Annotated in this window: 19 protein-coding genes; 14 read left to right on the plus strand and 5 right to left on the minus strand. The window is 37.8% G+C overall.

Translation table 11 applies throughout. The annotated features are described in order from the left end of the window. Window positions 1–7: 7 nt before the first annotated feature. Both AC1FXZ_RS01745 and AC1FXZ_RS01750 read right to left on the minus strand, forming a co-directional pair. Window positions 8–1,051 (minus strand): copper resistance D family protein, encoded by a 1,044-nt coding sequence (locus AC1FXZ_RS01745; protein WP_480050402.1) that lies wholly within the window; start codon window positions 1,049–1,051, stop codon window positions 8–10. Window positions 1,052–1,090: 39 nt separating this feature from the next. Next, window positions 1,091–1,507 carry a hypothetical protein gene (locus AC1FXZ_RS01750; protein ID WP_480050404.1) on the minus strand — a complete coding sequence of 139 codons (417 nt, stop codon included), beginning with the start codon at window positions 1,505–1,507 and terminating at the stop codon, window positions 1,091–1,093. A 133-nt stretch (window positions 1,508–1,640) separates the two neighbouring features. Between AC1FXZ_RS01750 and AC1FXZ_RS01755 the strand changes: the two genes are divergently transcribed. Genes AC1FXZ_RS01755 through AC1FXZ_RS01775 form a run of 5 tightly spaced genes read left to right on the plus strand, consistent with a single transcriptional unit; the run spans window position 1,641 to window position 7,557 of the window. Next, on the plus strand, window positions 1,641–2,405 hold the full coding sequence (locus tag AC1FXZ_RS01755; RefSeq protein ID WP_480050406.1) for a hypothetical protein: 765 nt from the start codon (window positions 1,641–1,643) through the stop codon (window positions 2,403–2,405). A gap of 44 nt (window positions 2,406–2,449) precedes the next feature. After that, entirely contained in the window at window positions 2,450–2,794 is a 345-nt protein-coding gene (locus AC1FXZ_RS01760) for a hypothetical protein (RefSeq protein WP_480050408.1), read from the plus strand. 24 nt (window positions 2,795–2,818) lie between these two features. After that, window positions 2,819–3,076 (plus strand): hypothetical protein, encoded by a 258-nt coding sequence (locus AC1FXZ_RS01765; protein WP_480050410.1) that lies wholly within the window; start codon window positions 2,819–2,821, stop codon window positions 3,074–3,076. 17 nt (window positions 3,077–3,093) lie between these two features. Continuing rightward, entirely contained in the window at window positions 3,094–6,759 is a 3,666-nt protein-coding gene (locus tag AC1FXZ_RS01770) for a multicopper oxidase domain-containing protein (RefSeq protein WP_480050412.1), read from the plus strand. Beyond that, the gene (locus AC1FXZ_RS01775; RefSeq protein ID WP_480050414.1) at window positions 6,760–7,557 is read left to right on the plus strand and encodes a hypothetical protein; all 798 of its coding nucleotides are present in this window, start codon (window positions 6,760–6,762) and stop codon (window positions 7,555–7,557) included. Between the two features lie 126 nt (window positions 7,558–7,683). Here the strand turns inward: AC1FXZ_RS01775 and AC1FXZ_RS01780 are convergent, their stop codons facing one another. After that, window positions 7,684–8,232, minus strand: coding sequence for a hypothetical protein (locus AC1FXZ_RS01780; protein ID WP_480050416.1), 549 nt, complete (start codon window positions 8,230–8,232; stop codon window positions 7,684–7,686). Window positions 8,233–8,436: 204 nt separating this feature from the next. On the opposite strand from AC1FXZ_RS01780, the gene AC1FXZ_RS01785 reads away from it, so the two are divergent. Continuing rightward, a complete protein-coding gene (locus tag AC1FXZ_RS01785; RefSeq protein WP_480050417.1) occupies window positions 8,437–8,946 on the plus strand; it encodes a hypothetical protein in 510 nt (169 codons plus the stop codon). Between the two features lie 72 nt (window positions 8,947–9,018). Here AC1FXZ_RS01785 and AC1FXZ_RS01790 read toward each other — a convergent pair whose 3' ends face one another. Beyond that, window positions 9,019–9,288 (minus strand): hypothetical protein, encoded by a 270-nt coding sequence (locus AC1FXZ_RS01790; RefSeq protein ID WP_480050419.1) that lies wholly within the window; start codon window positions 9,286–9,288, stop codon window positions 9,019–9,021. Between the two features lie 275 nt (window positions 9,289–9,563). Here AC1FXZ_RS01790 and AC1FXZ_RS01795 point away from each other — a divergent pair, with 275 nt between their 5' ends. The 5 genes from AC1FXZ_RS01795 (at window position 9,564) to fabF (ending at window position 15,696) form a co-directional block, all read left to right on the plus strand. After that, on the plus strand, window positions 9,564–10,439 hold the full coding sequence (locus AC1FXZ_RS01795; RefSeq protein WP_480050421.1) for a polysaccharide deacetylase family protein: 876 nt from the start codon (window positions 9,564–9,566) through the stop codon (window positions 10,437–10,439). A gap of 148 nt (window positions 10,440–10,587) precedes the next feature. Next, window positions 10,588–11,757 (plus strand): cyclic nucleotide-binding domain-containing protein, encoded by a 1,170-nt coding sequence (locus tag AC1FXZ_RS01800; RefSeq protein WP_480050423.1) that lies wholly within the window; start codon window positions 10,588–10,590, stop codon window positions 11,755–11,757. Window positions 11,758–11,928: 171 nt separating this feature from the next. Next, window positions 11,929–13,344, plus strand: a complete 1,416-nt coding sequence (locus AC1FXZ_RS01805; protein ID WP_480050424.1) for a phospholipase D family protein — start codon at window positions 11,929–11,931, stop codon at window positions 13,342–13,344. Window positions 13,345–13,488: 144 nt separating this feature from the next. Continuing rightward, window positions 13,489–14,433, plus strand: a complete 945-nt coding sequence (locus AC1FXZ_RS01810) for a beta-ketoacyl-ACP synthase III (RefSeq protein WP_480050426.1) — start codon at window positions 13,489–13,491, stop codon at window positions 14,431–14,433. Window positions 14,434–14,460: 27 nt separating this feature from the next. Continuing rightward, window positions 14,461–15,696: a beta-ketoacyl-ACP synthase II gene (fabF, locus tag AC1FXZ_RS01815; RefSeq protein WP_480050428.1), complete on the plus strand. Its 1,236-nt coding sequence runs from the start codon at window positions 14,461–14,463 to the stop codon at window positions 15,694–15,696. A 99-nt stretch (window positions 15,697–15,795) separates the two neighbouring features. Here fabF and AC1FXZ_RS01820 read toward each other — a convergent pair whose 3' ends face one another. Beyond that, a complete protein-coding gene (locus AC1FXZ_RS01820) occupies window positions 15,796–17,106 on the minus strand; it encodes a NarK family nitrate/nitrite MFS transporter (protein ID WP_480050429.1) in 1,311 nt (436 codons plus the stop codon). Window positions 17,107–17,395: 289 nt separating this feature from the next. Between AC1FXZ_RS01820 and nirB the strand changes: the two genes are divergently transcribed. The 3 genes from nirB to pflB all read left to right on the plus strand — a co-directional run bounded on the left by nirB (window position 17,396) and on the right by pflB (window position 22,633). Next, window positions 17,396–19,810 carry a nitrite reductase large subunit NirB gene (gene nirB / locus AC1FXZ_RS01825; RefSeq protein ID WP_480050431.1) on the plus strand — a complete coding sequence of 805 codons (2,415 nt, stop codon included), beginning with the start codon at window positions 17,396–17,398 and terminating at the stop codon, window positions 19,808–19,810. Window positions 19,811–19,840: 30 nt separating this feature from the next. Further along, a complete protein-coding gene (gene nirD, locus AC1FXZ_RS01830; RefSeq protein ID WP_480050433.1) occupies window positions 19,841–20,161 on the plus strand; it encodes a nitrite reductase small subunit NirD in 321 nt (106 codons plus the stop codon). A 240-nt stretch (window positions 20,162–20,401) separates the two neighbouring features. Beyond that, a complete protein-coding gene (gene pflB / locus AC1FXZ_RS01835) occupies window positions 20,402–22,633 on the plus strand; it encodes a formate C-acetyltransferase (protein ID WP_480050434.1) in 2,232 nt (743 codons plus the stop codon). Window positions 22,634–22,680 lie beyond the last annotated feature (47 nt).

The following is a 22,680-nucleotide window of genomic DNA, read 5'->3' on the forward strand; positions in this document are numbered from 1 at the left end:
CTCTTTATTAATGATTGTGATGAATAGCAGGTGGGTTATTTGGGTCATTTGGACTCGATGGTGGTGAGGTTGTTGATAATATACCAGCTATGAGAACAATAACGGTAACTAAAATTAACTCAATCCGAACAGTCCAAATCAGTTGCTTGAAAGCTCTCTTTTTCTCTGGAAATTTTGCTGTACGTTTTAGTTTAGGTAACCAGAAAAAACGATGAAAACTAGCAACTAATAAAACCAAACTAAACAGGAGAATTTTCCATATAACAAGGCTTCCGTACATACTAGTGTTTAAAGCGCTCCATGTACCAAGATAAGCAAAACTCATAATGAATCCAGTAAAACCAATCACAATGAACATACTTAATGCAATGATTGAAAAGCGTCTTAAACGCAAATGGATAAATTTCAATTTCTCGAAAGAATCCTGGATGAAAAAAGAAAAAATAAAAAACCCTGCTAATCCCCCAACCCAAATGGAAACACCAAGAATATGCAAAACTTGAGAGAAGACCATATTGTATTGCATCGCATGGCCTGAATTGGATGAGGTCAACATGAATAGAAGAAGGGTTAAAATTTCAGGCCATTTAGCTGAAGAGCGGATAAGGAAATAAGTGAACCCTCCAATTAGTAGAGGCTGAATCCAAGCAATCACTCCAATGGTTGTGGTTGAAGCGATAAGACTGATCATTTGCCAAAGTTCATGGTCAAACAGCGTTGCATCCGTCAAAAAATTGGCTCGTACATATAACTGCGTGAACCCAGTTGAAATAAATACAATTAGCACTGCTAGACAAACAGTTATGTCTGTTTGTTTTGTAAAAGGGTACCGTAATAAGGGAGTTGTTTTTTCTCCAATTACCCAGCGTGTAAAAAAATAGTAGCCTGCTAATAAAATCATTGTAAAGGATTCAATTGTATTTAAAAGCGTAGGGATGTTGAGTAGATTCATCACAGGCGACAAGGCCAATAATAAATGTTGTACATCTAGATAATGTAATGAAGTAACAGGCGAATTAGACAAGAAAATAAAAAAACTCCATTTATACATGGGTACACCACCGATGTTATAAACTTCTTTTATTTATTCCTAAGATCGAATAGAAAAACAAAGCATCCCCATCAAGCCAAAGAGAATCACTTCTGTAAACCCTATCAATAATAAACTATGTTGGGCCATATCTCCTATCATAGGAGCCATAATCCCAGCCATGACACCACTTGAGACCCCCATAATAACAGTTTGATATTCAATTAAGGCACCAAAAATGATTCCTATCACAATCCCTATTAAAGTTGTAATGATCGTTATCTCTGTAAAGTAAAAGGGAAAATGATAAATAAGAATTAATCCTGATGCAATTGAAATGATCCCTGTCGGTGTCATTGCTATATTCATCCCTAAATGATAGCCGACTAATTTACGATATTTAAATAAGTATGCATAAGAGATCCCGGCGACAATGAAGTTGAAATAGAAAAGAAGCCATAGAATTGAAGCAGTCACATAAATCCCTCCCCCGTTCACCATATGCACTTTTCTTAATTTTGTTAGTCAAAAGCCTAGATTTCCACCAAAATATTCCACATATAGGTGAGCGGTCATATGTTGAGATAAGGAAAGGAGGGAGGCGAATGGCATGAAACGATCGAACATGAGATTAGATGAGTATTCGAAGTTGCTTTGGGAGAAAAGAAGGCAGGAAAAAGTCAATGAAAGTTTAGAAAATGTTGTGAGTCTTCAGAAAGGAAAAGGGTTAACTTCTCCTTCTAGTGAGCTCCCGGCTGAAGAATTGAAAATGGTTGAGCAATATGTGCATCGCTCTAATTTACTGAATATGGGAAAAGCGTTACCAGAAAGAAAAAAGTTTCTTGTTTTACGAAAGTTTTTTAAGCACAAACGCAATCAACAAGTAGAAGTCTATGTAGAAAATGGTGCGAATCCAATCCAATTTTTAGGGAAAGTCAACACCATCGGCCGTGACTTTGTTACGCTGCTTACATTGAAAGATCGCGTATGGATTCCATTTCAAAATATTGAATCAACGAAAGTCCCTTATGGGTTACCGGAAGTATCATCTTCTCATCAACACTTTGTTTACGATGAGGAGTTACGAACGAAGTTAATTACACGTTTTAGTGAAACAGTGGCATCAAAAGACGTTTTGATCCAACAATTTTTTGAAGAGACATTAAGAACCAATTTACAGACTTGGAAGAATACACGTGTGCAAGTTGCAACGAAGGATTCAGAATTTGTTGGGAAGATTGTGGAATCTAAAGATGAAAACGTGGTAGTAAGAAGTGTAAAGGAGCAACGTAGTATACCACTTCAGGACATCATTTTTATTAAAACAATCAGACTATTTAATCTATTATCCTTATTGGTGAAAAAACAGCGATAGTCAATGAAGAGTAAGAAATTTCACTGCGTGGAGGACTGATCAATATGGGAAAAAAGCAAAAGCAAAAACAGAAGCAAGATCAGAGGAGAGATTTTCCTCCATTATCAGAGTTAGTTGGCACAGATACTGGATTAATTCGAGACTTAGTCGATGAAGAGGTGTTAGTTGTACTGGAGTCCCATCAATTAAATATTCTAGGTCAAACCTTCCGTCCTATCTTTACAGGAACAATAGTTGAAGTGACGTTAGGTCATCTAACCTTAGAAAATGCCATCATTAAAATGCCGAATGCTCCGTTTTTTAAGTTTCCAACACCGCTTAGTTTTCCAATAGAAAAAGTTGTCGGAATTACACATTTTGACCCTGAAACGATTATTCCATTAACGTAACAATCAGTTTAGAGGAGAGATTGTATGATGAACCATGATATGAGAACTCAAGCTTTAGCCGACCATTTTAAAGAAAATATTGGAAGTCGAGTATTTATCCTTGTACCACAATTTCCGTTTATGTATATCGGAACGATTCTTGAGGTGATAGAAGATCAGATCTTGCTAGATGTAGAAAGAACACACATCGAACAGTTAGAAAACCGAATTTGGGAAGTTCATATTGACACGATTCATACGTTCTTTGTTGAAAGAGATGGTATCACAATTCCAGTATTTTAGTTGAGAGGAGGACTCATATGTTAAGACGGTACCACGTGGTTGCGATCCCTATCCGAATCGTGTACAACAACTTTGGTGATCATGATCCGGATGGACGAATGTATGTATTAAAAGAAAATGAAGAATTGGTCAGAGATCTAGTTCGAAAAAATCCCTTTACACCTGTTGACTTAGTGGAACCACTGACTATACGCGCGAATGTAGGAGATGAAGTAGAAATCTTGTTTGAAAATCAATTGAAAACACCATCATCTATGCATTTCCAAGAAGCTGATTATGATGTGTTGACCTCAGATGGAGCAAATGTTGGGTTCAATCCGGACACAACCGTTGAGCCTGGAGGAGAGATTTTATATTGTTTGAGGGTAAATAAAGAAGGAATTCATTTTTTCTCAGATGTCGCTAATCCAATTGAAGGAGAAAATTTAGGAACAAATATCCATGGTTTATTTGGTGCGCTTTTCGTACAAAGAAGGGGATCAACTTGGACGGATCCAGTAACGGGTGGTCCGATCAATAGTGGGGCAGTTGCTGATATTCATCATCCTATACTGCCTTCATTTCGAGAATTTGGATACTTCTTTAATGATGAACCAGAAAATGATGATTTAACTGGAAATGAACGGATTAATCCAATGACAGGGCAGCCGGCAGAATCGGTTCATGCCATTAATTATCGCTCCGAACCATTAGCCAATCGGATCCGATTACTCGAAGAAGGAGTGGTAGCACCTGATGCACATGGCGAAGAAGTGCATCACGATTCGTGGGTATTTGGAGACCCTGCAACTCCCACCTTTAGAGGGTATGTTGGAGATCCGATAAAATTTCGTTTAGTTCATGGTGGGGTCAAAGAAACTCATGTCTTTCACTATCATGTACACCAGTGGTTATTCGATCCTGAAGATGTTGACTCATTTACGAAAGATTCGCAAGCAATAAGCCCTCAAAACCATTATACAATCGAACCACTTTACGGACTGGGGAGTTTACATGGAGCAATTGGTGATGTCATCATTCACTGCCACCTATATCCTCATTTTGAAGACGGGATGTATAATATAAATCGTATATTTAATACGTTACAAGACGGTTCACAGTGTTACCCAAATGGAGTGCCTATTAAGCCATTACAGCCACTTCCAGATCGACCATGTCCACCAGCACCCACTCTTGAAAGACCAGGATTCCCTAACTTTATTCCTGGAAAAGTAGGGTGCAAAGCACCTAGACCACCACTTGGAATTATTGGTGGGAGAGAGATGACGGAGCTTGAGGAAAATGCAGCTGTACCCAATGCGCGACCTGGTGCTGTGTTTGTTGATACTTGTATTGGAAATCCAGTTGTCAAAGAGTTTAATGTATCCCTTATCGAAATGCCGATAATTTATAACAAACAAGGTTGGCATGATCCTAAAGGTAGATTGTATGTTTTGGATGAGGATTTAGATGAGGTATTAGCAGGGAAAAAGGAGCCTGAACCACTTGTGTTACAAGCTGAGGCAGGGTCATGTATTCGAATTAACTTCACAAATCGGCTACCGAATATATTAGATGGCGATGCCTTTCAACTAGTTACACGAATATATGAATCGTCTATGCATGTTCACTTCGTAAAATTTGATGTACTTGTTTCAGATGGAGGAAATGTAGGTTGGAATTATGATAGCAGTGTTTTACCAGGAGAGACAATACGTTATGAATGGTATGCGGATGTAGAATTGAAAGCAACGTTCTTCCACGATCATCTATTTGCATCTTCCCAACAACAACACGGAGTATTTGGATCAATCAATCTCCTCCCAAGATTCTCCTGTGTGTATGATTCTTGTACAGGTGAAGAAGTTGATCATGGAACGCAAGTAACGGTTACAAATCCAATTATCCCAGACTATCGTGATTACACGCTCTTTGTACACGACTTTGCTTTATTGTTCGATAAAGATAAATGCCCAATTGAACCACCACCATTTCCTGGTTCACAAGATGACCCGGGTGTTTTTGGAGTGAATTATAAAAATGAACCATTGCAGTTTAGGTTAGATAAGGATTGTGACCCTGCTTATTCATTTAGTTCGACTGTACACGGTGACCCAATTACTCCACTTTTACAAGCTTATGAAGGGGATCCGATTCGTTTTAGAATTTTACAAGGAGCTCATGAAGAAAGTCATAGTTTTAATGTTCACGGACTGAAGTGGAATGAAGCAAGAAGAGATGTCGATTCAAATGAACAAAATCAAGAGCATCTCGGAATTTCAGAATCTTTTACCTTTGAAACCTTTATACCTCGCTCAGGAGACTATTTATGGGCATTCGAAGACGTTGAAGACCTTTGGATTGGAACGTGGGGAATACTAAGAGCTTTTGCTGAAGAGGTTGACTTTTTATTACCTCTGCCAGACCGGCCACTTCCACCACCAAGAGTTACATCACTGCCAGAAGTAACGGGATGTCCTCCCGAAAAGGCAGTTGATGATGGCTGTGTATGTCCAGACTGCTCTACGATTCGTAGGTATGATGTAGTCGCGTTTCAAACATGTATACAATATAACGAGTATGGTAACCATGATCCTCATGCGATCATCTTTGCCTTAGCAGAAGATGTCGATGATATCATCTCTGGAAAGAAAAATCCAGAACCTTTAGTCATCAGGGCGAATGTGGATGAATGTGTTGAAATTAATTTATTAAACAAGTTAGATCCAGAATTATTTCATATAGAAGATGGTGTGCACAGATACCCTGATGTAAAAGTACCAGCCTTTTACCCACCTTCTCCTCGGATTTCATTGCATCCTCAGTTACTAGAGATTGATGTGAAGACATCAAGTGGGGAAACAGTCGGATTTAATCCTGATCAAACCGTTGGACCAGGTGAGTGTATTACGTACCGTTGGTTTGTAGATAAACCATATGGAATCTGTAACTTGTGGGATATGGCTGACATTCGTAACCATCGCCATCACGGTGCATTTGGTGCGTTTATAGCAGAGCCAAGGGGTTCTGTTTATCTTGATCCTTGCACGTTAGAACCTGTGAAGGCAGGTACAAGTGTCGTCATTACCAACCCTCTGCTTCCCGATTTCAGGGAGTTTGTTCTACTGATGCATGATGGTGTAAGGTTACTTGATAAAAATGGTCAATTAATTGTTGATCCACCAGATGGACTATTAGAGGATACAGATGAAGAAGAGTTTGATACGTACGATCAAGGGTCACGTGGATTTAACTATCGTACTGAGCGGCTAATTAACAGATTTACAGAGCGTTTGATTATTAATGATTGGGCCAGTTCAGTCGCATTCAGAGATCCAGCAACACCAGTATTTGAAGCTTATGCTGGTGAACCAACAATAGTACGGTTAGCTGTTCCTGCAGAACGAAGAAGGTCTCACACGTTCCATATCCATGGACATTATTGGAGAAGAGATCGCGAGGATGTCGATTCAACTTTTAGATCAACAGAAGGCCAAAACATTATTGGACACAAATTGGATGCCCGACTTGCCTATGGTGCTGGTGGATTATACAGTTTTCCAGGTGACTATATGTATCGATCTGGAAATATTAGATGGGATATTGAGTTAGGAATGTGGGGAATCATGCGCGTACACGGAAAGTTGCAGCCTCACCTTCCACCAATTATTGAGTTGCCGTGTTCCAATACGGAGGTGGAATAAATGAGTCACGAACATGATTGTAACGAATTTCGTTGTCCACCATTTGTTCCAGCAGACGCACCAGATGATTTTTGTATACCAGAAGAATGTTGTCCTAAGCAAATCCCAACTCCGAAATTTCCATCACCGACCTCATGCTTGCCTGAAGATGTGCTAGAAGAACTTGAGGAAAGAATACGAGCAGCTAATCAATTATTATTGAGTCTAGCTTTAAATAGAAGAGATCGAGCAGAAGGAGCGGCTGATATCGCGGAAGAAGAAAGGCTGCGAGAAGCCTTTGAAGGATTGCTTGGGCAATGTATTCGAGTTCAAGTTGCTAAAGAAGGACAAAAGCGTAAATTGCAAGTGACTGGACATCTTTGCTTCGTAGGTCGGGATTTTGTATTGCTTCAAGATGAAAAAGATAAAATCCTCATTCAATTAGAAGATGTTTGCTCTATTAAACACCCAAAGAGATTTATAGAGCCACTGCATAGACAGGACTTAATTGCCATTGATCCATGTTTAAGGCGTGCAATCACTCTAGACTTTGGTGCAACAGTTGCTAAGTCTCCTGAATTAATCCAGTTATTTTTTGGCCTAACTCTAAAAACATTTCTATGCTTTCTTGAACAGGATAAAAAGCGAATCGTTATAAAAACAAAAAACAAAAATATAAGTGGTGATTTTGTTGACATAGACGATCATGTGTTAGTATTTTGCAAAGGGAAAAGGGAAAAGCGAATTAGAAGGGAAGATATTAGCGTCATTAGAATAAATATCTTCAATAAGAGAAAACGAAGAAGAAGACGTAGATAGGGTGATAATCCTTTAGATGAAATAAAAGTTGTTAGCATTCATCTGTCTAAAGGATTAACCCCGTTTTTAAAATAGTGTGTGTTTGTAACTCAAAACACACTAAAATAGCAAATGGCAATTTGCTTATCAACAACCCTTTTTATCATCAAGCTTAAAGAATTTAATTTCGTCTAATGGAACAATCATAAATCTATGCTTATGATCTTTACACTTACAATCACGTCTTTTTCGTGCTTTACAATCACAGTGTCTATGACGTTTTTTATCGTCATCGAGCTTTTCTACTTCAACAAAGTCACGTCCAACATGGCAGATGATTGCTCGGAATTCTCTACACTCATCTCCACATTCAATTTCAAATTTCACCACACAACCAACAAGTTGGCGCAGTCTAAACGCTAGTCCTCCATCTAATCCTCTTAGACGCACATTAAATCTGTCATCACAAATTCCATGTCTTGTTAAACAGTGATGATCTCTGTGTCTAAAGTGGTGGTCAAAGTGTCTATCTCTATGATCGAATCTTCTATGACAGTCGCATAAGCTGTGGCAACGGTGATGTCTGTGAAAATCATGGTGGTGTCTAAGATGCCGGAAGTCAACTCCACAATGGCAACGTGAGAAACAATCGTGACGCACTCTTCCACAAGAGTGACATTCAAAGCTATGGCTCATTGATTCATTCACCTCTTTCATTAGGATCTACTATATTCTATGAAGAAAGAAATAGATCGCAAGGTACAAGCAACCAACACCATTTATTTCTCAAGCCTATTTAATAAAAACGGGATATAATACCTGGCCCAATCTCCTCTTAATAAACACTTACAGATTAAATACCCCATATAATAATCATAATCCCAAAAGGAGAGTAACGAGATGTTAAAGAGTGCTTTTATTAAAGAAAAATCCGTCTCAATACCCCAAAGATTAGGACTTGAAGATACAGATCATGTCAATCAAACGATGTATTACTCTCGTGCTACTAGAAAAAAAGCAGACGATAAACATGCAATACTAAAAAAACAGTTAGAGCAAGAGCTTACAGAATTCTTAGATACAACAAATTATCATGAGGAACCAGCTGAAGGTGACAGTTATTCTGAACTTTTAGAGAAATACCAAAATCAGTTAGAAATGAACAAAGAGCTTGAAAACAAACTTAATCAACTGGGTGTTTATAATAGTCCGTTTCGTACTCTGTTTCAGTCCTTGCCAGCGAATTATCCGGTGAATGAAGTGTTTCTGAATGGTTCTGCTGTTGAAGTTTCGAGATATCTGAATATAAATACTGAAGGAGATTTAGTTCACTTTTCTGACGAGGGAAATATGAAAACATTCGATATTAAGAAAATAGATGGCGTTCATTGGGGAAGAGAAGAACTATAAGTTTTTTTATCATACTACTTTGAAAAAGGGAAGACGGAAATATTGTCTTCCCCCAAAAACAATCGCTATGCCTTATTCGACACCTTCTCCAAATGCTATTCCAGAAAGTTTATCTACATCTACAACAATGATTTGGCCGTCTTCGTCAACAAAGTAAGCAAGGCAATCACATAGATTAGAGAAAGCCGCAACTGGTACAAGCTTTCCTTTTAAGAATACTCCACCAACTGGATAGTTAGGTGGAAGTTTTTTTAGGATGTCCTCAACTCCACAATCTTTCTTTTTTTTATCTAAAAGTTCTTTTAATAGGTCCTCAAGCCCTAAGTTTCTGTTTAATGACATACTACATTCTCCTTTCATAAAATTTTCCTCTACATTTGTAGAGTTAGTATAATATATGACAAGTACAAACCGTTGTATGGACTACTATACATATATTATTTAAAGAGGCTTTTCTAGATTGAATTTCAGTTGTGTCACTTACATTCTAGTTTCCTAAAATGTTGTATAAATGGTCATCGCTCAAGATTTATTTATCTAGTTTCATTTGAATGAATAATTTTCCTGTTTTAATGAAAAATAACAATGCATTTTAATTGTTATAAGGAGATGAACGAATGAAACAAAGATGGTTGAAACTCATATTGGTTTTGGCACTTATAGTTGGGGTGCAAGCAGTGAGTGTGATGATGGCAGATGCAAATGAGCAGACGTCATCCGGTAATGTCGAAGCAAAATGGTGGTGGAATAAAGACCGAAATAATCCTGAGGACCCAGAAGATCTACCACAACCAGAAGGGGGACCGGAGTATACTGAACGCGTACGTCAGCCGGTTTCCAATATTGTCCTGCAACAAATGTATCCTGAAACCGTTGTCTTAAGGGGAGCAGAAGGAGATAATCGAGTTGCATTGACGTTTGATGACGGTCCAGACCCAAGGTTTACTCCACAAGTGTTAGATGTTTTAAGTGAGTATAATGTGCCAGCAACATTCTTCGTGATGGGGGCAAGGGCCCGAGCCTACCCTGATCTTGTTACACGTATGGTAAATGAAGGGCACATTGTTGGCAACCATACAAAGTGGCATCCGAACCTTGTAGCTGAGGGGGATATTGCTACAATGGAACAAGAGGTTACACAAACAGAAGAACTTCTTTCAGAGATTATTGGTTACAGAACGAGTTTATTTAGAGCGCCATATGGCTTTTTATATGAAGAGTTGGTTGAGAGACTAGCGGAAATGGATTATACAGTGGTTGGATGGGATGTTGATTCTCTGGACTGGCGAGAATTAGGAGCAGATGATACAGCTTTTAATGTTCTAAGCAATACAAGACCAGGATCAATTATTTTAATGCATGATGGTGGAGACTGGGAATCAGACAGAACAAGTACAATTGAATCACTTCACCAAATTATACCGGCGTTGCAAGCACAAGGTTTAGAATTTGTTACCGTCCCTGAATTATTGGGGATTCCTTATCAACGCTAATAATTTGAAAGAGTCCGTTTATCGGGCTCTTTTTAATTGCAAAGCTATAGGTGGCTAACTGCTAAATATTGTTACTGCCATTCAGCTTCACTCATATTTTAGATTCCAGTATACTTATAGAGAGACTATTATACTAGGAGTCGGTTAGATGGTAAGTACAAACTTAGATGTATACACCGAGATGAGAAAAAATCATCTGACATCAGAATTGACAGACCAAGAAGTTTTAATAATCACAAGGTTTTCTGAAGTGCTTCAAGTGGAAGAAGGCCAATATATATTTAGAGAAGGGGACGATGATCAGTCCTTATATTTAATTCAATCTGGAAGTGTCGGAATCTATAAAAAAGAGAGAGGAACAGGAATACACCTTGTATCCACACCAAAGCAAGGAGAATTGTTTGGTGAACAAGTACTTCTTGATGGATCTAGCTTTAGAAACCAAAATGTAATCGCGAATGAATCATCGCAAATTGTTCGTATAAATGTAGACAGGCTTTTTGCAGCTCCCCCCTATAAAGACATAAAAATAAAACTGTTGAGCAAGTTAGTACAACAATTATCGTCTAAATTAAATCAAAAACAAACTCTTATTGTGAAAGAAGAATATAAACATAACAGAGCGTATAAAGCGTTGGGTCTTTTAGCCACAAGCTTACTTACGGTCCTCTCGGTTTATACTCTCATGTTAATTTCACTTACCGAAATAGTTGAATGGTTTGGTGTATCCACTTTTGTGGATATAAGTCTAATAATCGGTTTCGCTCTTATGATATTTATTGTTATGAAAAAAAGTGGATACCCCTTTTCTGCCTTTGGAATAACAATGAACAATTGGAGGCAGCACAGCAAAGAGGCTATATTGTTAACAGTTCCAATATTATTGTTCTTTCTTGTATTAAAATGGGGGTTAATTACATTTGTTCCTGCTTTTTCAGGTATACCACTATTCAGCCCGGCTGCAACTTTTGAAGATATAGGATTTACCTATTCAATGTTTATCTTTTCAGTTGTTATTTACATGTTGTTTTCCATTGTTCAAGAGTTTATCGCAAGAGCTGGTTTACAATCAGCCCTCCAAGAATTTCTTCCTAATTCAAAAGGGAAATTGATCACATCAATTGTTGTCTCAAACTTATTATTTGCGATGGCGCATTCACATATCGGGATGTTATTCGCTTTAGTCGCTTTCGTTCCTGGACTTTTCTGGGGGTGGATGTTTGCACGTCAACGTTCTATAGTAGGTGTTTCACTCTCTCACATGATGATAGGGATTTGGGTTATTTTTATTTTAGGATTCACACAATTTATCTCATAATTAAAGAGGCTGTTAAAATTAAGTTTCTGATCCTGAACATGTAAGTGGTATACGTGACTGGGTCAGATTCTTATGAAACAGCCTCTTTTTGTATATAAAAACCTTATCATCTGAATCATTTCTTCATAGGTTGGGATACTAAAAGAATCGAATTTTCAGTAGGTGTTTATTATGAAAAAAGTAGTAATGTTTTTAGTTATTCTATTAATTGTTACGATTGTCCCTTATACGATATACGGTTTGTATAAACCACTCCCCAAAGGAGTTTCTTATGAAGGACAAGTACACCGAGTGTCAGATGTTGAATTTTTATACGATCTTACCTATGAAAAAGGTGAGAAGATTATACGTGATCATCAAATCTTTGATCGGCTTCTAGAAATGATCAACGAGGCCGAAGAGTTTATAGTGTTTGATATGTTTTTGTTTAATGATAAATACGATGAAGATAAAGAGTATCCGGAAATAACTGATGCCATTACAAAGGCATTGATTGAGAAAAAAGAACAATCGCCTGAGATTGAAGTGGTATTTATAACAGACGAAATCAATACAACGTACCGATCACACCCATCTAAACACTTATCGAGACTGGAGAAACATGGGGTTGACGTAATTTTAACCAATTTAACGCCACTACGAGATGCCAATCCGATTTATTCAGGATTGTGGAGAGCATATTTAAGTACGTTCGGAAGAGAAGGTGAAGGGTGGCTACAAAATCCGTTTAGTGATAATGGACCGAAAGTTACATTGGGATCCTATCTAAAAATGTTAAACCTAAAAGGGAACCATCGCAAAGTGATGACGACTGATAAGAGAGCAATGGTAACATCTGCTAACCCACATGATGCCAGTGGTTATAATTCTAATATTGCCTTTGTTGTTGAAGGGAACATTATTCAAGATATTTTACAATCAGAGCAGGTAGTGGCGAACTTTTCTGGGGGACAGCAGTTACCAAACTATTCAATCGAACATGAGGAAAATGGTGACATTCACATTCAATTATTAACGGAAGGACAAATAAGAGAACACTTATTAAATGAAATTAACCAAACTAGTACTAATGATTCAATATATGTCGGAATGTTCAATCTTGCTGATAGTGGAGTTGTCAAAGAATTAATAGCTGCATCTGAGCGTGGTGTGAAAGTGAACATGATATTAGATCCAAATGAAACTGTGATTGGGAACGAAAATATCGGCATACCGAATCGGCCGGTTGCGTATGATTTAGTCGAATATGGGAACGACCATTTACAAGTAAAATGGTACAATACAAATGAAGAACAATACCATTCTAAAATAATTTTTATCGAAAGAGATGAAATAAGTACTGTTATTGGTGGATCTGCTAATTTCACAAGAAGAAATTTAGATGATTTTAATCTTGATACTTCATTAAAAGTAAAAGCAGTAAATAAGGCGACTATCATTAATGATGTGTCAGCATATTTTTCAAAGTTATGGAACAACGAAGACGCAACCTATACGGTTCATGTGAATGAATATTTGGAAGATTTCTCAGAATACAAAAAATATCTTTTTAGGCTGCAAAAAAAGACAGGATTAACAACGTTTTAGTTGAATAAATTAAGAGCGAACTACTACTCGAAATTAGGGAGTTGTTCGCTCTTAATTTATTTTTCTTCATTTTCGTAGTGTTTTCATGTACTATAGTTTTTATAGGAGATATTATGACCTAGTCATAAAAGTTAGGGTGATAAAATGAAACGAGTCGGGATCGTTGGGATTGGTACTTATGTTCCAGAAAATATAGTGACTAATAAGGAACTAGAAAGAAAAGTTGAAACGAGTGACGAATGGATTCAAACAAGAACAGGTATTTGTGAACGAAGAATTGCTAGTGATGATATGGATACATCTCATATGGCAATTCATGCAGCGAGACAGGCTCTAGCTGATGCTTTCCTAGAACCGAACGACATTGATTTAATCCTAGTTGCGACAGCGACTCCAGATTATCCTTTTCCTTCGGTTGCTTGTATGGTACAAGACGCATTAGACATTCATCAAGTACCGGCGATGGATATAAGTGCTGCGTGTTCAGGTTTTATTTATGCTTTAGTGACTGGAAAACAATTTATTGAGAGTGGCACATACAAAAATGTTTTAGTAATAGGAAGTGAAAAATTCTCTAAAATAGTTGATTGGTCCGATCGAGATACATGTGTATTATTCGGGGATGGAGCTGGCGCAGTAGTTATAAGTCAGGTTCCAGAGGGGAAAGGAATACTCTCTTTTGAATTAGGAGCAGAGGGTGCCGGAGCCAATCACCTATATGTAGATAAAGAAACAAACTTCGTAGAGATGAAAGGTAGAGAGGTTTTTAAATTTGCTGTAAGACAAATGCCAGACTCAAGCTTAAGAGTGGTTGAAAAAGCTGGTTTGAGTAAGGAAGATGTTGATTTCCTTGTACCACACCAAGCAAATATGAGGATAATACATGCAGCTAGAGAACGCCTTGGTCTTGAAAAAGAGAAAGTCTCAACAACCGTAAGCATGCATGGAAATACTTCAGCAGCATCAATTCCTCTAGCACTACATGAGGAAATAAAAAATGGGAACATTCTTGATGGAGATGTTGTTGTCATGGTCGGCTTTGGTGCAGGATTAACCTGGGGATCTATTTGTTTAAGATGGGGTAAATAATAAACACTATTTTTAGGAGGGGCATTTATGAAAAAGCGTGTTGTGATAACTGGTATTGGAGCTATTACTCCGTTAGGAAATGATGCTAGTACTACATGGTCAAACATTAAAAAAGGAGTCTCTGGTATTGATTCAATAACTAGAATAGATTCAGAGAAATTTAATGTGAAAGTTGCTGGAGAAGTAAAAGATTTTGTGCCATCTGATTATATGGATGGAAAAGAAGCACGTAGAATGGCACGTTTCACTCAGTTTGCAATCGGTGCAAGTAAGATGGCAGTGAAGGATGCAGGACTTCAAATTGGTGAAAATATAAACTCAGAGCGAGTTGGGGTATGGATTGGATCGGGTATTGGTGGTTTAGACGCATTTGAAGAACAACACAAGCGTTTTCTAGACAAAGGACCAAAACGCGTGAGTCCGTTTATCATTCCAATGCTCATCCCTGATATGGCCTCTGGGAGAGTATCTATTGAAACAGGAGCAAAAGGAATTAATAATTGCTCGGTGACTGCTTGTGCTTCAGGGGCGAATTCAATTGGCGATGCATTCCGTGTTATCCAAAATGGCGAGGCTGACGCTATGATCACTGGTGGAACAGAAGCTGCTATTACCGAAATGACCATTGCTGGATTTTCTAATATGACTGCTCTTTCTACGAATCCAGATCCCAAAACTGCAAGTCGTCCTTTTGATAAGAACCGGGATGGATTTGTAATAGCTGAAGGTGCGGGAGTTATTATTTTAGAAGAGTTAGATCATGCGTTAGCACGTGGAGCAAGTATTTATGGAGAGATCATCGGTTACGGAGCAACGGGAGATGCACATCACATTACGACACCCGCACCGAATGGTGAAGGAGCCCAAAGAGCGATGAAATTAGCGTTAGCCGATAGCCAACTCTCGCCGGATGACGTCGATTATATTAATGCTCATGGGACGAGTACTTATTATAATGATTTATATGAAACAACAGCAATTAAAGAGATTTTTGGTACCCACGCGAATCAACTGTCTATCAGTTCAACAAAATCAATGACGGGGCACTTACTCGGTGCTGCAGGAGCAATTGAAGCTATTTTTTCATTATTAGCTATGAAGGACGGGATTGTTCCACCGACAATTAATTATGTAACAGCTGATGAGGAACTTGATTTAGATTATGTTCCAAATATTGCAAAAGAAAAAGATGTAAATGTTGTTTTATCTAACTCTCTTGGATTTGGTGGACATAATGTAACATTGGCATTCAGAAAGTTTTAATTATCAATAAATAAGTCTTTATTTCTTAAACTGTGAAATAAAAAGAAGCAGGGGGCATAAGGTTTGAACCTTTGAAATGCCCCCTAAAAAGGAAATAATCTAGGCAGCGTCCTTTGTCACATCATCGCAACGAACTTCTGCATTTTTCCTTTGATAATAGTACCAGTTGAGCAGACTAGAGATTACATAAAATCCGATAAAGAAGTACAACGCAGTAACTGGTGTTCCAGTAGTAGAAACCGACCAACCAAATAATTGAGGAATAAAGAACGATCCATAAGCTGCAAATGCAGCTGTAAAGCCTAGGACAGGTGCTGCTTCTTTTGCTGGAAAGATAATAGGAATCATTTGGAAAGTAGAACCTGAACCGGCTCCAGCTGCCATAAATAAGATTAAAAAGGATAGTAAGAACCCAACAAACTGTTGCTGGCCACTAAAATAAATTACAGAAAGTGCTCCAAGAGACATGATCGCTAAAAGGTAAGCTGTAACTCTAGCACCACCGAACTTATCGGAAATCCATCCTCCAATAGGGCGAAAAGCTGCAGCCAAAAAGGCACCGATGAAAGCTAATCCTACATACTCAGGGAATTGAGAACTTAGTAATAAAGGGAAAGCGGCACCATATCCAATGAATGAACCAAATGTTGCCACATACAAAATTGTCATGATCCAAGTGTGCTTGCGCTTGACAATAACAAATTGATCTTTTACTGATTGTTTTGCTGTTGGAAGGTTATCCATTCCAAAATAAGCGGCAATTGTCATTATAATAATTGGAATAACCCATATAAAAGCAGCGTTTTGTAGCCATATTTCTTGTCCATTTGCTAAAAACTGGCCTTCTCCACCTATAAAAGCAAATGTACTTACAACAATAATTAAAGGAGTAACAAATTGAACGACAGATACCCCCATATTACCCAAACCACCGTTAATTCCCAGTGCAGTTCCTTTTTCTTTTTTCGGATAAAAGAAGCTTATGTTCGATGAAGAAGATGAAAAACTACCTCCACCAAGGCCACATAGTGCAGCTAGTAGAAGCATAACCCAATAAGGTGTTTCGGGATTCTGTACTGCAAAACCAATCCCCAAAGTAGGAATTAATAAAATTGCAGTAGAGAAAACAGTCCAGTTTCTCCCACCGAATTTGCCGACTGCAAAAGTATACACAAAACGTAATGTTGCTCCTACAAGTCCTGGGATGGCGGCTAGAGTAAATAGTTGTTCATTCGTGAATGTAAAACCTATGTCGTTTAACCTAACAGCAACGACTGACCAAATTTGCCATACAACAAAGGCTAACATTAAAGATGGTACTGAGATCCATAGATTCCTTTTTGCATGTCGTTTTCCTTCTGTTTCCCAGAATTCTGTGTTTTCTGGATTCCAATCTTTTATTCTTCCCATGATGTTTCCTCCAATAATTTACTTATATAAGATTCAATTTAATATATGAACATCATACAAGTATATATAGCTGGTGAAAGTGATGTTCGTCACAAAGTGAAAGGGTGTAATAGAAAACTAGTTATTAAAAAAGTAAATAAACTATAAAAGTGTGTTTTATAAGAGGCATGTAAAAAGTAAATTAGATTAGATATTGTGATTCATTTCACATTCAAACGATTTTTAGTTATGTAGTATGTGTATTAGAAAACATAACTTGTGAAATGGTGAGCATAATGGAGGGATACATATGGATAAGATGAAATTAGTAATGATAGGGAATGGGATGGCAGGAGTTCGTACAATTGAAGAGATTTTGAAACTTACCCCAAACCTATTTAGTATAACGATTATTGGTAATGAACCACACCCCAACTATAATCGAATCCAGCTTTCAAATGTTCTTCAAGGACATACAACGTTTGAAGAGACCATTATAAATGATAAGCATTGGTATGAATCTAATCATATTAAACTATTTACTGGTGAAACAGTAATCAAAATTGATGTGAATAATCAACGTGTTCATACCGATAAAGAGCAAGAAATAGAATATGACAAATTAATTATAGCAACTGGCTCACTGCCGTATGTGCTTCCGGTACCTGGAGTAGAGAAAGACGGTGTGATTGGTTTTCGAGATATTAAAGACTGTGAAACGATGATGGAAGTTTCGAAACAATCTAAAAAGGCAGTTGTTATCGGAGGAGGGCTTCTGGGATTAGAAGCTGCCAAAGGCTTATTACATCTTGGGATGAGCGTTGATGTTGTTCATTTAGTAGACCATTTGATGGAGCGCCAACTCGATGAAGTTGCATCTACTATGCTGAAAGAGGAATTAGAGAAACAGGGCATGAATTTTCTGATGGGAAAAGAAACTGTTGAAATCATTGGGTCTGACCGTGTGGAAGGAATCCGATTTAAAGATGGAGCGAACATTGATACAGAATTAGTGGTAATGACTGCAGGTATTGTACCCAATGTTAAGTTGGCAGAAAAAAGTGGAATCTATGTAAATCGGGGAATTGTTGTAAATGATTATATGGAAACAAATATCCAAAATATCTATGCCATAGGTGAATGCGTTGAACATAGAGAAATGGTTTATGGTCTTGTAGCCCCCCTTTATGAACAAGGAAAAGTTCTAACAAAAACTCTCTGTAACCAAAAAGCCAAAGGTTATGAAGGTTCGGTTACTGGGACACAATTGAAAGTTTCGGGAATTGATCTTTTTTCAGCCGGTGAAATTTATGATGATCCTACTTCAAAATCAATCGTTATTCATAATGAATATGAAGGAATCTATAAGAAAGTACTCATAAGGGACAATCGCATAGTCGGTATTGTTTTATACGGTGATACGAAAGACAGTAATCGTTTATTTAAGATGTTAACTAAAAAGGAAGATGTCTCGAATTTTACATCAATCTCATTTTTTCAAGCAGAGAGCATTTCTGAAGCAAATGATGTCTCAAATATGTCAAATGAAGAGATTGTATGTGGTTGTAATGGCATCGATAAGGAGACAATTGTTAACGCTATTCAAGAAGAGAACTTGACAACCGTTGAACAAGTTGGTGGGTGTACCAATGCAGGGCGTTCTTGTGGCCGTTGTAAACCGATAATTAAAGATATTATTGTCCATACACTAGGAGATGAATTCGAGCAAAGAGTTGAGAAACAGACAATTTGTGGCTGTACAACACGAAGTCGTGATGAAGTAGTTGAAGAAATTAAGTTAAAAGGGTTAACAACGATTCGGGAAGTCATGAATGTTTTAGAATGGACGAACGATGAAGGCTGTTCAAAATGCAGACCAGCACTTAATTACTTTTTAGGAATGATTTATCCTGAATATGTAGATGAAAGGGATTCACGCTTAGTAAATGAAAAAATGCATGCAAACATACAAAAAGATGGAACGTATTCAGTCATTCCAAGAATGTATGGAGGTGTCACTACAGCAAAAGATCTACGGAGACTCGCAGATGTAGCAGACAAATACAATGTCGAACTGCTGAAAATTACTGGTGGACAACGAATTGGATTGTACGGGCTTGAAAAGGAGCAATTGCCTGAAGTGTGGGAAGATCTGGGAATGCCGTCTGGATATGCATACGGAAAAACGTTACGTACAGTTAAGACATGTGTCGGAGCAAAATTCTGTCGTTTTGGTACGCAAGATTCTATGAGTTTAGGAATTGAATTGGAAAAGAGGTTTGAGCGGTTAGACACACCACACAAAGTGAAGATGGGTGTATCAGCTTGTCCTAGAAATTGCGCAGAAGCAGGAATAAAAGACGTGGGAATTGTGGGTCTTGACGGTGGATGGGAAATCTATGTAGCTGGAAACGGAGGAACAGACTTACGGGCTGGTGATCTTCTATGTAAAGTAAAAACAGAGGATGAAGTATTCGAGATCACAGGAGCCTATTTGCAATACTATCGTGAAACAGCACTTTACTTAGAGCGTACATCAACTTGGCTAGAACGGCTAGGGTTAAAGCATGTTCAAGAAGTATTGGCTGATGGTAAGGTGAGAAGTGAATTGAATAAACGTTTGGAGAAAACACTAACTCGTTATAAAGAACCTTGGAAACAAGCAATTGAAGACGAACAAATACGTGATGTTTATTACACGAAACGAGAGTTATTGAATGTATAGGTGAATGTAAAATGAGAGGGGTAGGTAGTAATGATTAATAACGGAACTCGAATAAAACTAAGTAACTATAATGAAATACCAAGTAAGGTTGGTCAAGTATTTGTTGTCGGGCAAAAAGAAATTGTTATTTTTCGGCTTTCAAATGGAGAGGTAAAAGCTATTGAAAATAGGAGTCCTCATCCTAAAGGAGGAAAGTTATCAGACGGTCTTGTTAGTGGTGAGTATGTCTTTTGTCCGATTCACGATTGGAGGATCTCTCTAGAGGACGGAAAAGTTCAGGCACCTGATACGGGCAACGTTCAAACGTATTGTATTGAGATGCAAAATGATGACGTTTTTCTAGTTGTATAGAAATATACAGTCCGTTCAAAAAATTGTCACGTAATTATGAGGTGTGGTGTGATTTTTATCACATTGTTTAAGGAGATAAAATAGTAATCTTATAAATGTAAGCAACAGGTTATGACTCCCGCCGAGTTGAGAGCGAATGAATCAGATTCTTTTTCTTAAAAAGATTGCGCCTCGCTTTGTGAATGAGTTCACATTTATAATAGTTATAATAGTCGTATTTGAATTTGATGACTGAGGGTGATGTTAATGAGTTACTGGAGAACATTCAAACAAGGAAAATGGGAAAATGAAGTAGATGTTAGAGATTTCATACAACGTAATTACGTTTTATATGAAGGAAATGAAGAATTTTTAGCAAAAGCAACTGACCATTCTTTAAAATTGTGGGATCAAATTATGGATCTTAGCAAAAAAGAACGTGAGAATGGCGGAGTTGTTGATATGGATACATCAATTGTTTCTACAATTGTATCTCATGGTCCAGGCTATTTGAACAAAGATTTAGAGCAAGTCGTTGGGCTTCAAACTGATGAACCTTTCAAAAGATCTCTTCAACCTTTCGGTGGCATTCGAATGGCAAAAGATTCGTGTGCATCATATGGTTACACGTTGTCTCCTGAAGTAGAAGAGACTTTTACTAAATATCGTAAAACCCATAACCAAGGAGTATTTGATGCATACACTCCTGAAATGAAATTGGCTCGGAAAGCAGGAATTGTGACAGGCCTTCCAGATGCTTACGGACGTGGTCGTATTATAGGGGACTATCGTCGCGTAGCATTATACGGTCTTGACTTCTTAATTAAACAAAAACAAGAAGAATTAGCAACAACTGGATCGACTATGTCAGAAGATGTAATTCGTGACCGTGAAGAAATGACAGAACAAATCAGAGCGCTTCAAGAATTGAAACAAATGGCAGCTTCTTACGGGTTTGATATTTCTGAACCAGCAAAAAATGCAAAAGAAGCATTCCAATGGTTATATTTCGGTTATTTAGCAGCAATTAAAGAGCAAAATGGTGCAGCAATGAGTCTAGGCCGTGTATCTACATTCTTAGATATTTACATTGAGCGTGATTTACAAGAAGGTACGCTAACAGAGGTTGAAGCACAAGAATTGGTTGATCATTTTGTAATGAAGCTCCGTCTTGTGAAATTTGCGAGAACTCCTGATTATAACGAATTATTTAGTGGAGACCCTACATGGGTAACAGAGTCTATTGGTGGTGTTGGAGTTGACGGTCGACCTTTAGTGACTAAGAACTCATTCCGTTTCTTACACACATTAGACAATTTAGGACCAGCTCCTGAGCCGAATTTAACGGTGTTATGGTCAAACCAATTGACTCATAACTTTAAAGAATACTGTTCGAAAATGTCCATTAAGACCAGCTCAATCCAATATGAAAATGATGATTTGATGAGAGCTAGCTATGGTGATGACTACGGGATTGCTTGCTGTGTTAGTGCAATGAAAATTGGAAAGCAAATGCAATTCTTTGGAGCGCGTGCTAACCTTGCAAAAGCACTTTTATATGCAATCAATGGTGGTGTCGATGAGAAATTAAAAATGCAAGTTGGACCAGCTTTCGCACCTATTACTGATGAGTATTTAGATTACGATAAGGTTACTGCGAACTTTGATAAAACTATGGATTGGTTAGCAGAACTTTATATGAACACACTAAACATTATTCACTATATGCATGATAAATACAGTTATGAGCGAATTGAGATGGCATTACATGATAAAGAGGTAATCCGTACGATGGCATGTGGAATTGCAGGGTTATCGGTAACTGCTGATAGTTTGAGTGCTATTAAACATGCTAAAGTAAAAGTAATACGTGACGAACAAGGTGTTGCCGTCGATTATGAAATCGAGGGTGATTATCCTAAATATGGTAATAATGATGATAGAGTTGATGATATTGCGGTTTCACTTGTGAAAACATTTATGAACAAACTGAAACAACACAAAACGTATCGCAATGCCATTCCAACTATGTCCGTATTAACGATTACAAGTAATGTAGTATACGGTAAAAAGACAGGGAATACACCAGACGGTAGAAAAGCAGGAGAACCGTTCGCACCAGGGGCTAACCCATTACATGGTCGTGACCAAAAAGGAGCTCTTGCCTCACTAACTTCCGTTGCGAAAATTCCATATGAGTACTCACTTGATGGTATTTCAAACACGTTTAGCATTGTACCAAAAGCATTAGGTAAAGAAGATCAGGATCAAACATCAAATCTAGTAGGGATTCTTGACGGATATTCAAAACAAGGGGGCCATCACTTAAACATTAATGTATTCAATCGTGATACGTTGATTGACGCGATGGAACATCCAGAAGAGTACCCACAATTAACGATTCGTGTATCGGGTTACGCTGTTAACTTCATTAAATTAACACGTGATCAACAAATCGATGTTATTAATCGTACATTCCACGAATCACTGTAGGTGTTTTTATCAAAAAGGGTGCCTTTCCCCTTTTTGATTCCTTGATG

Source organism: Halalkalibacter sp. HAAS-P014, from assembly GCF_056619965.1.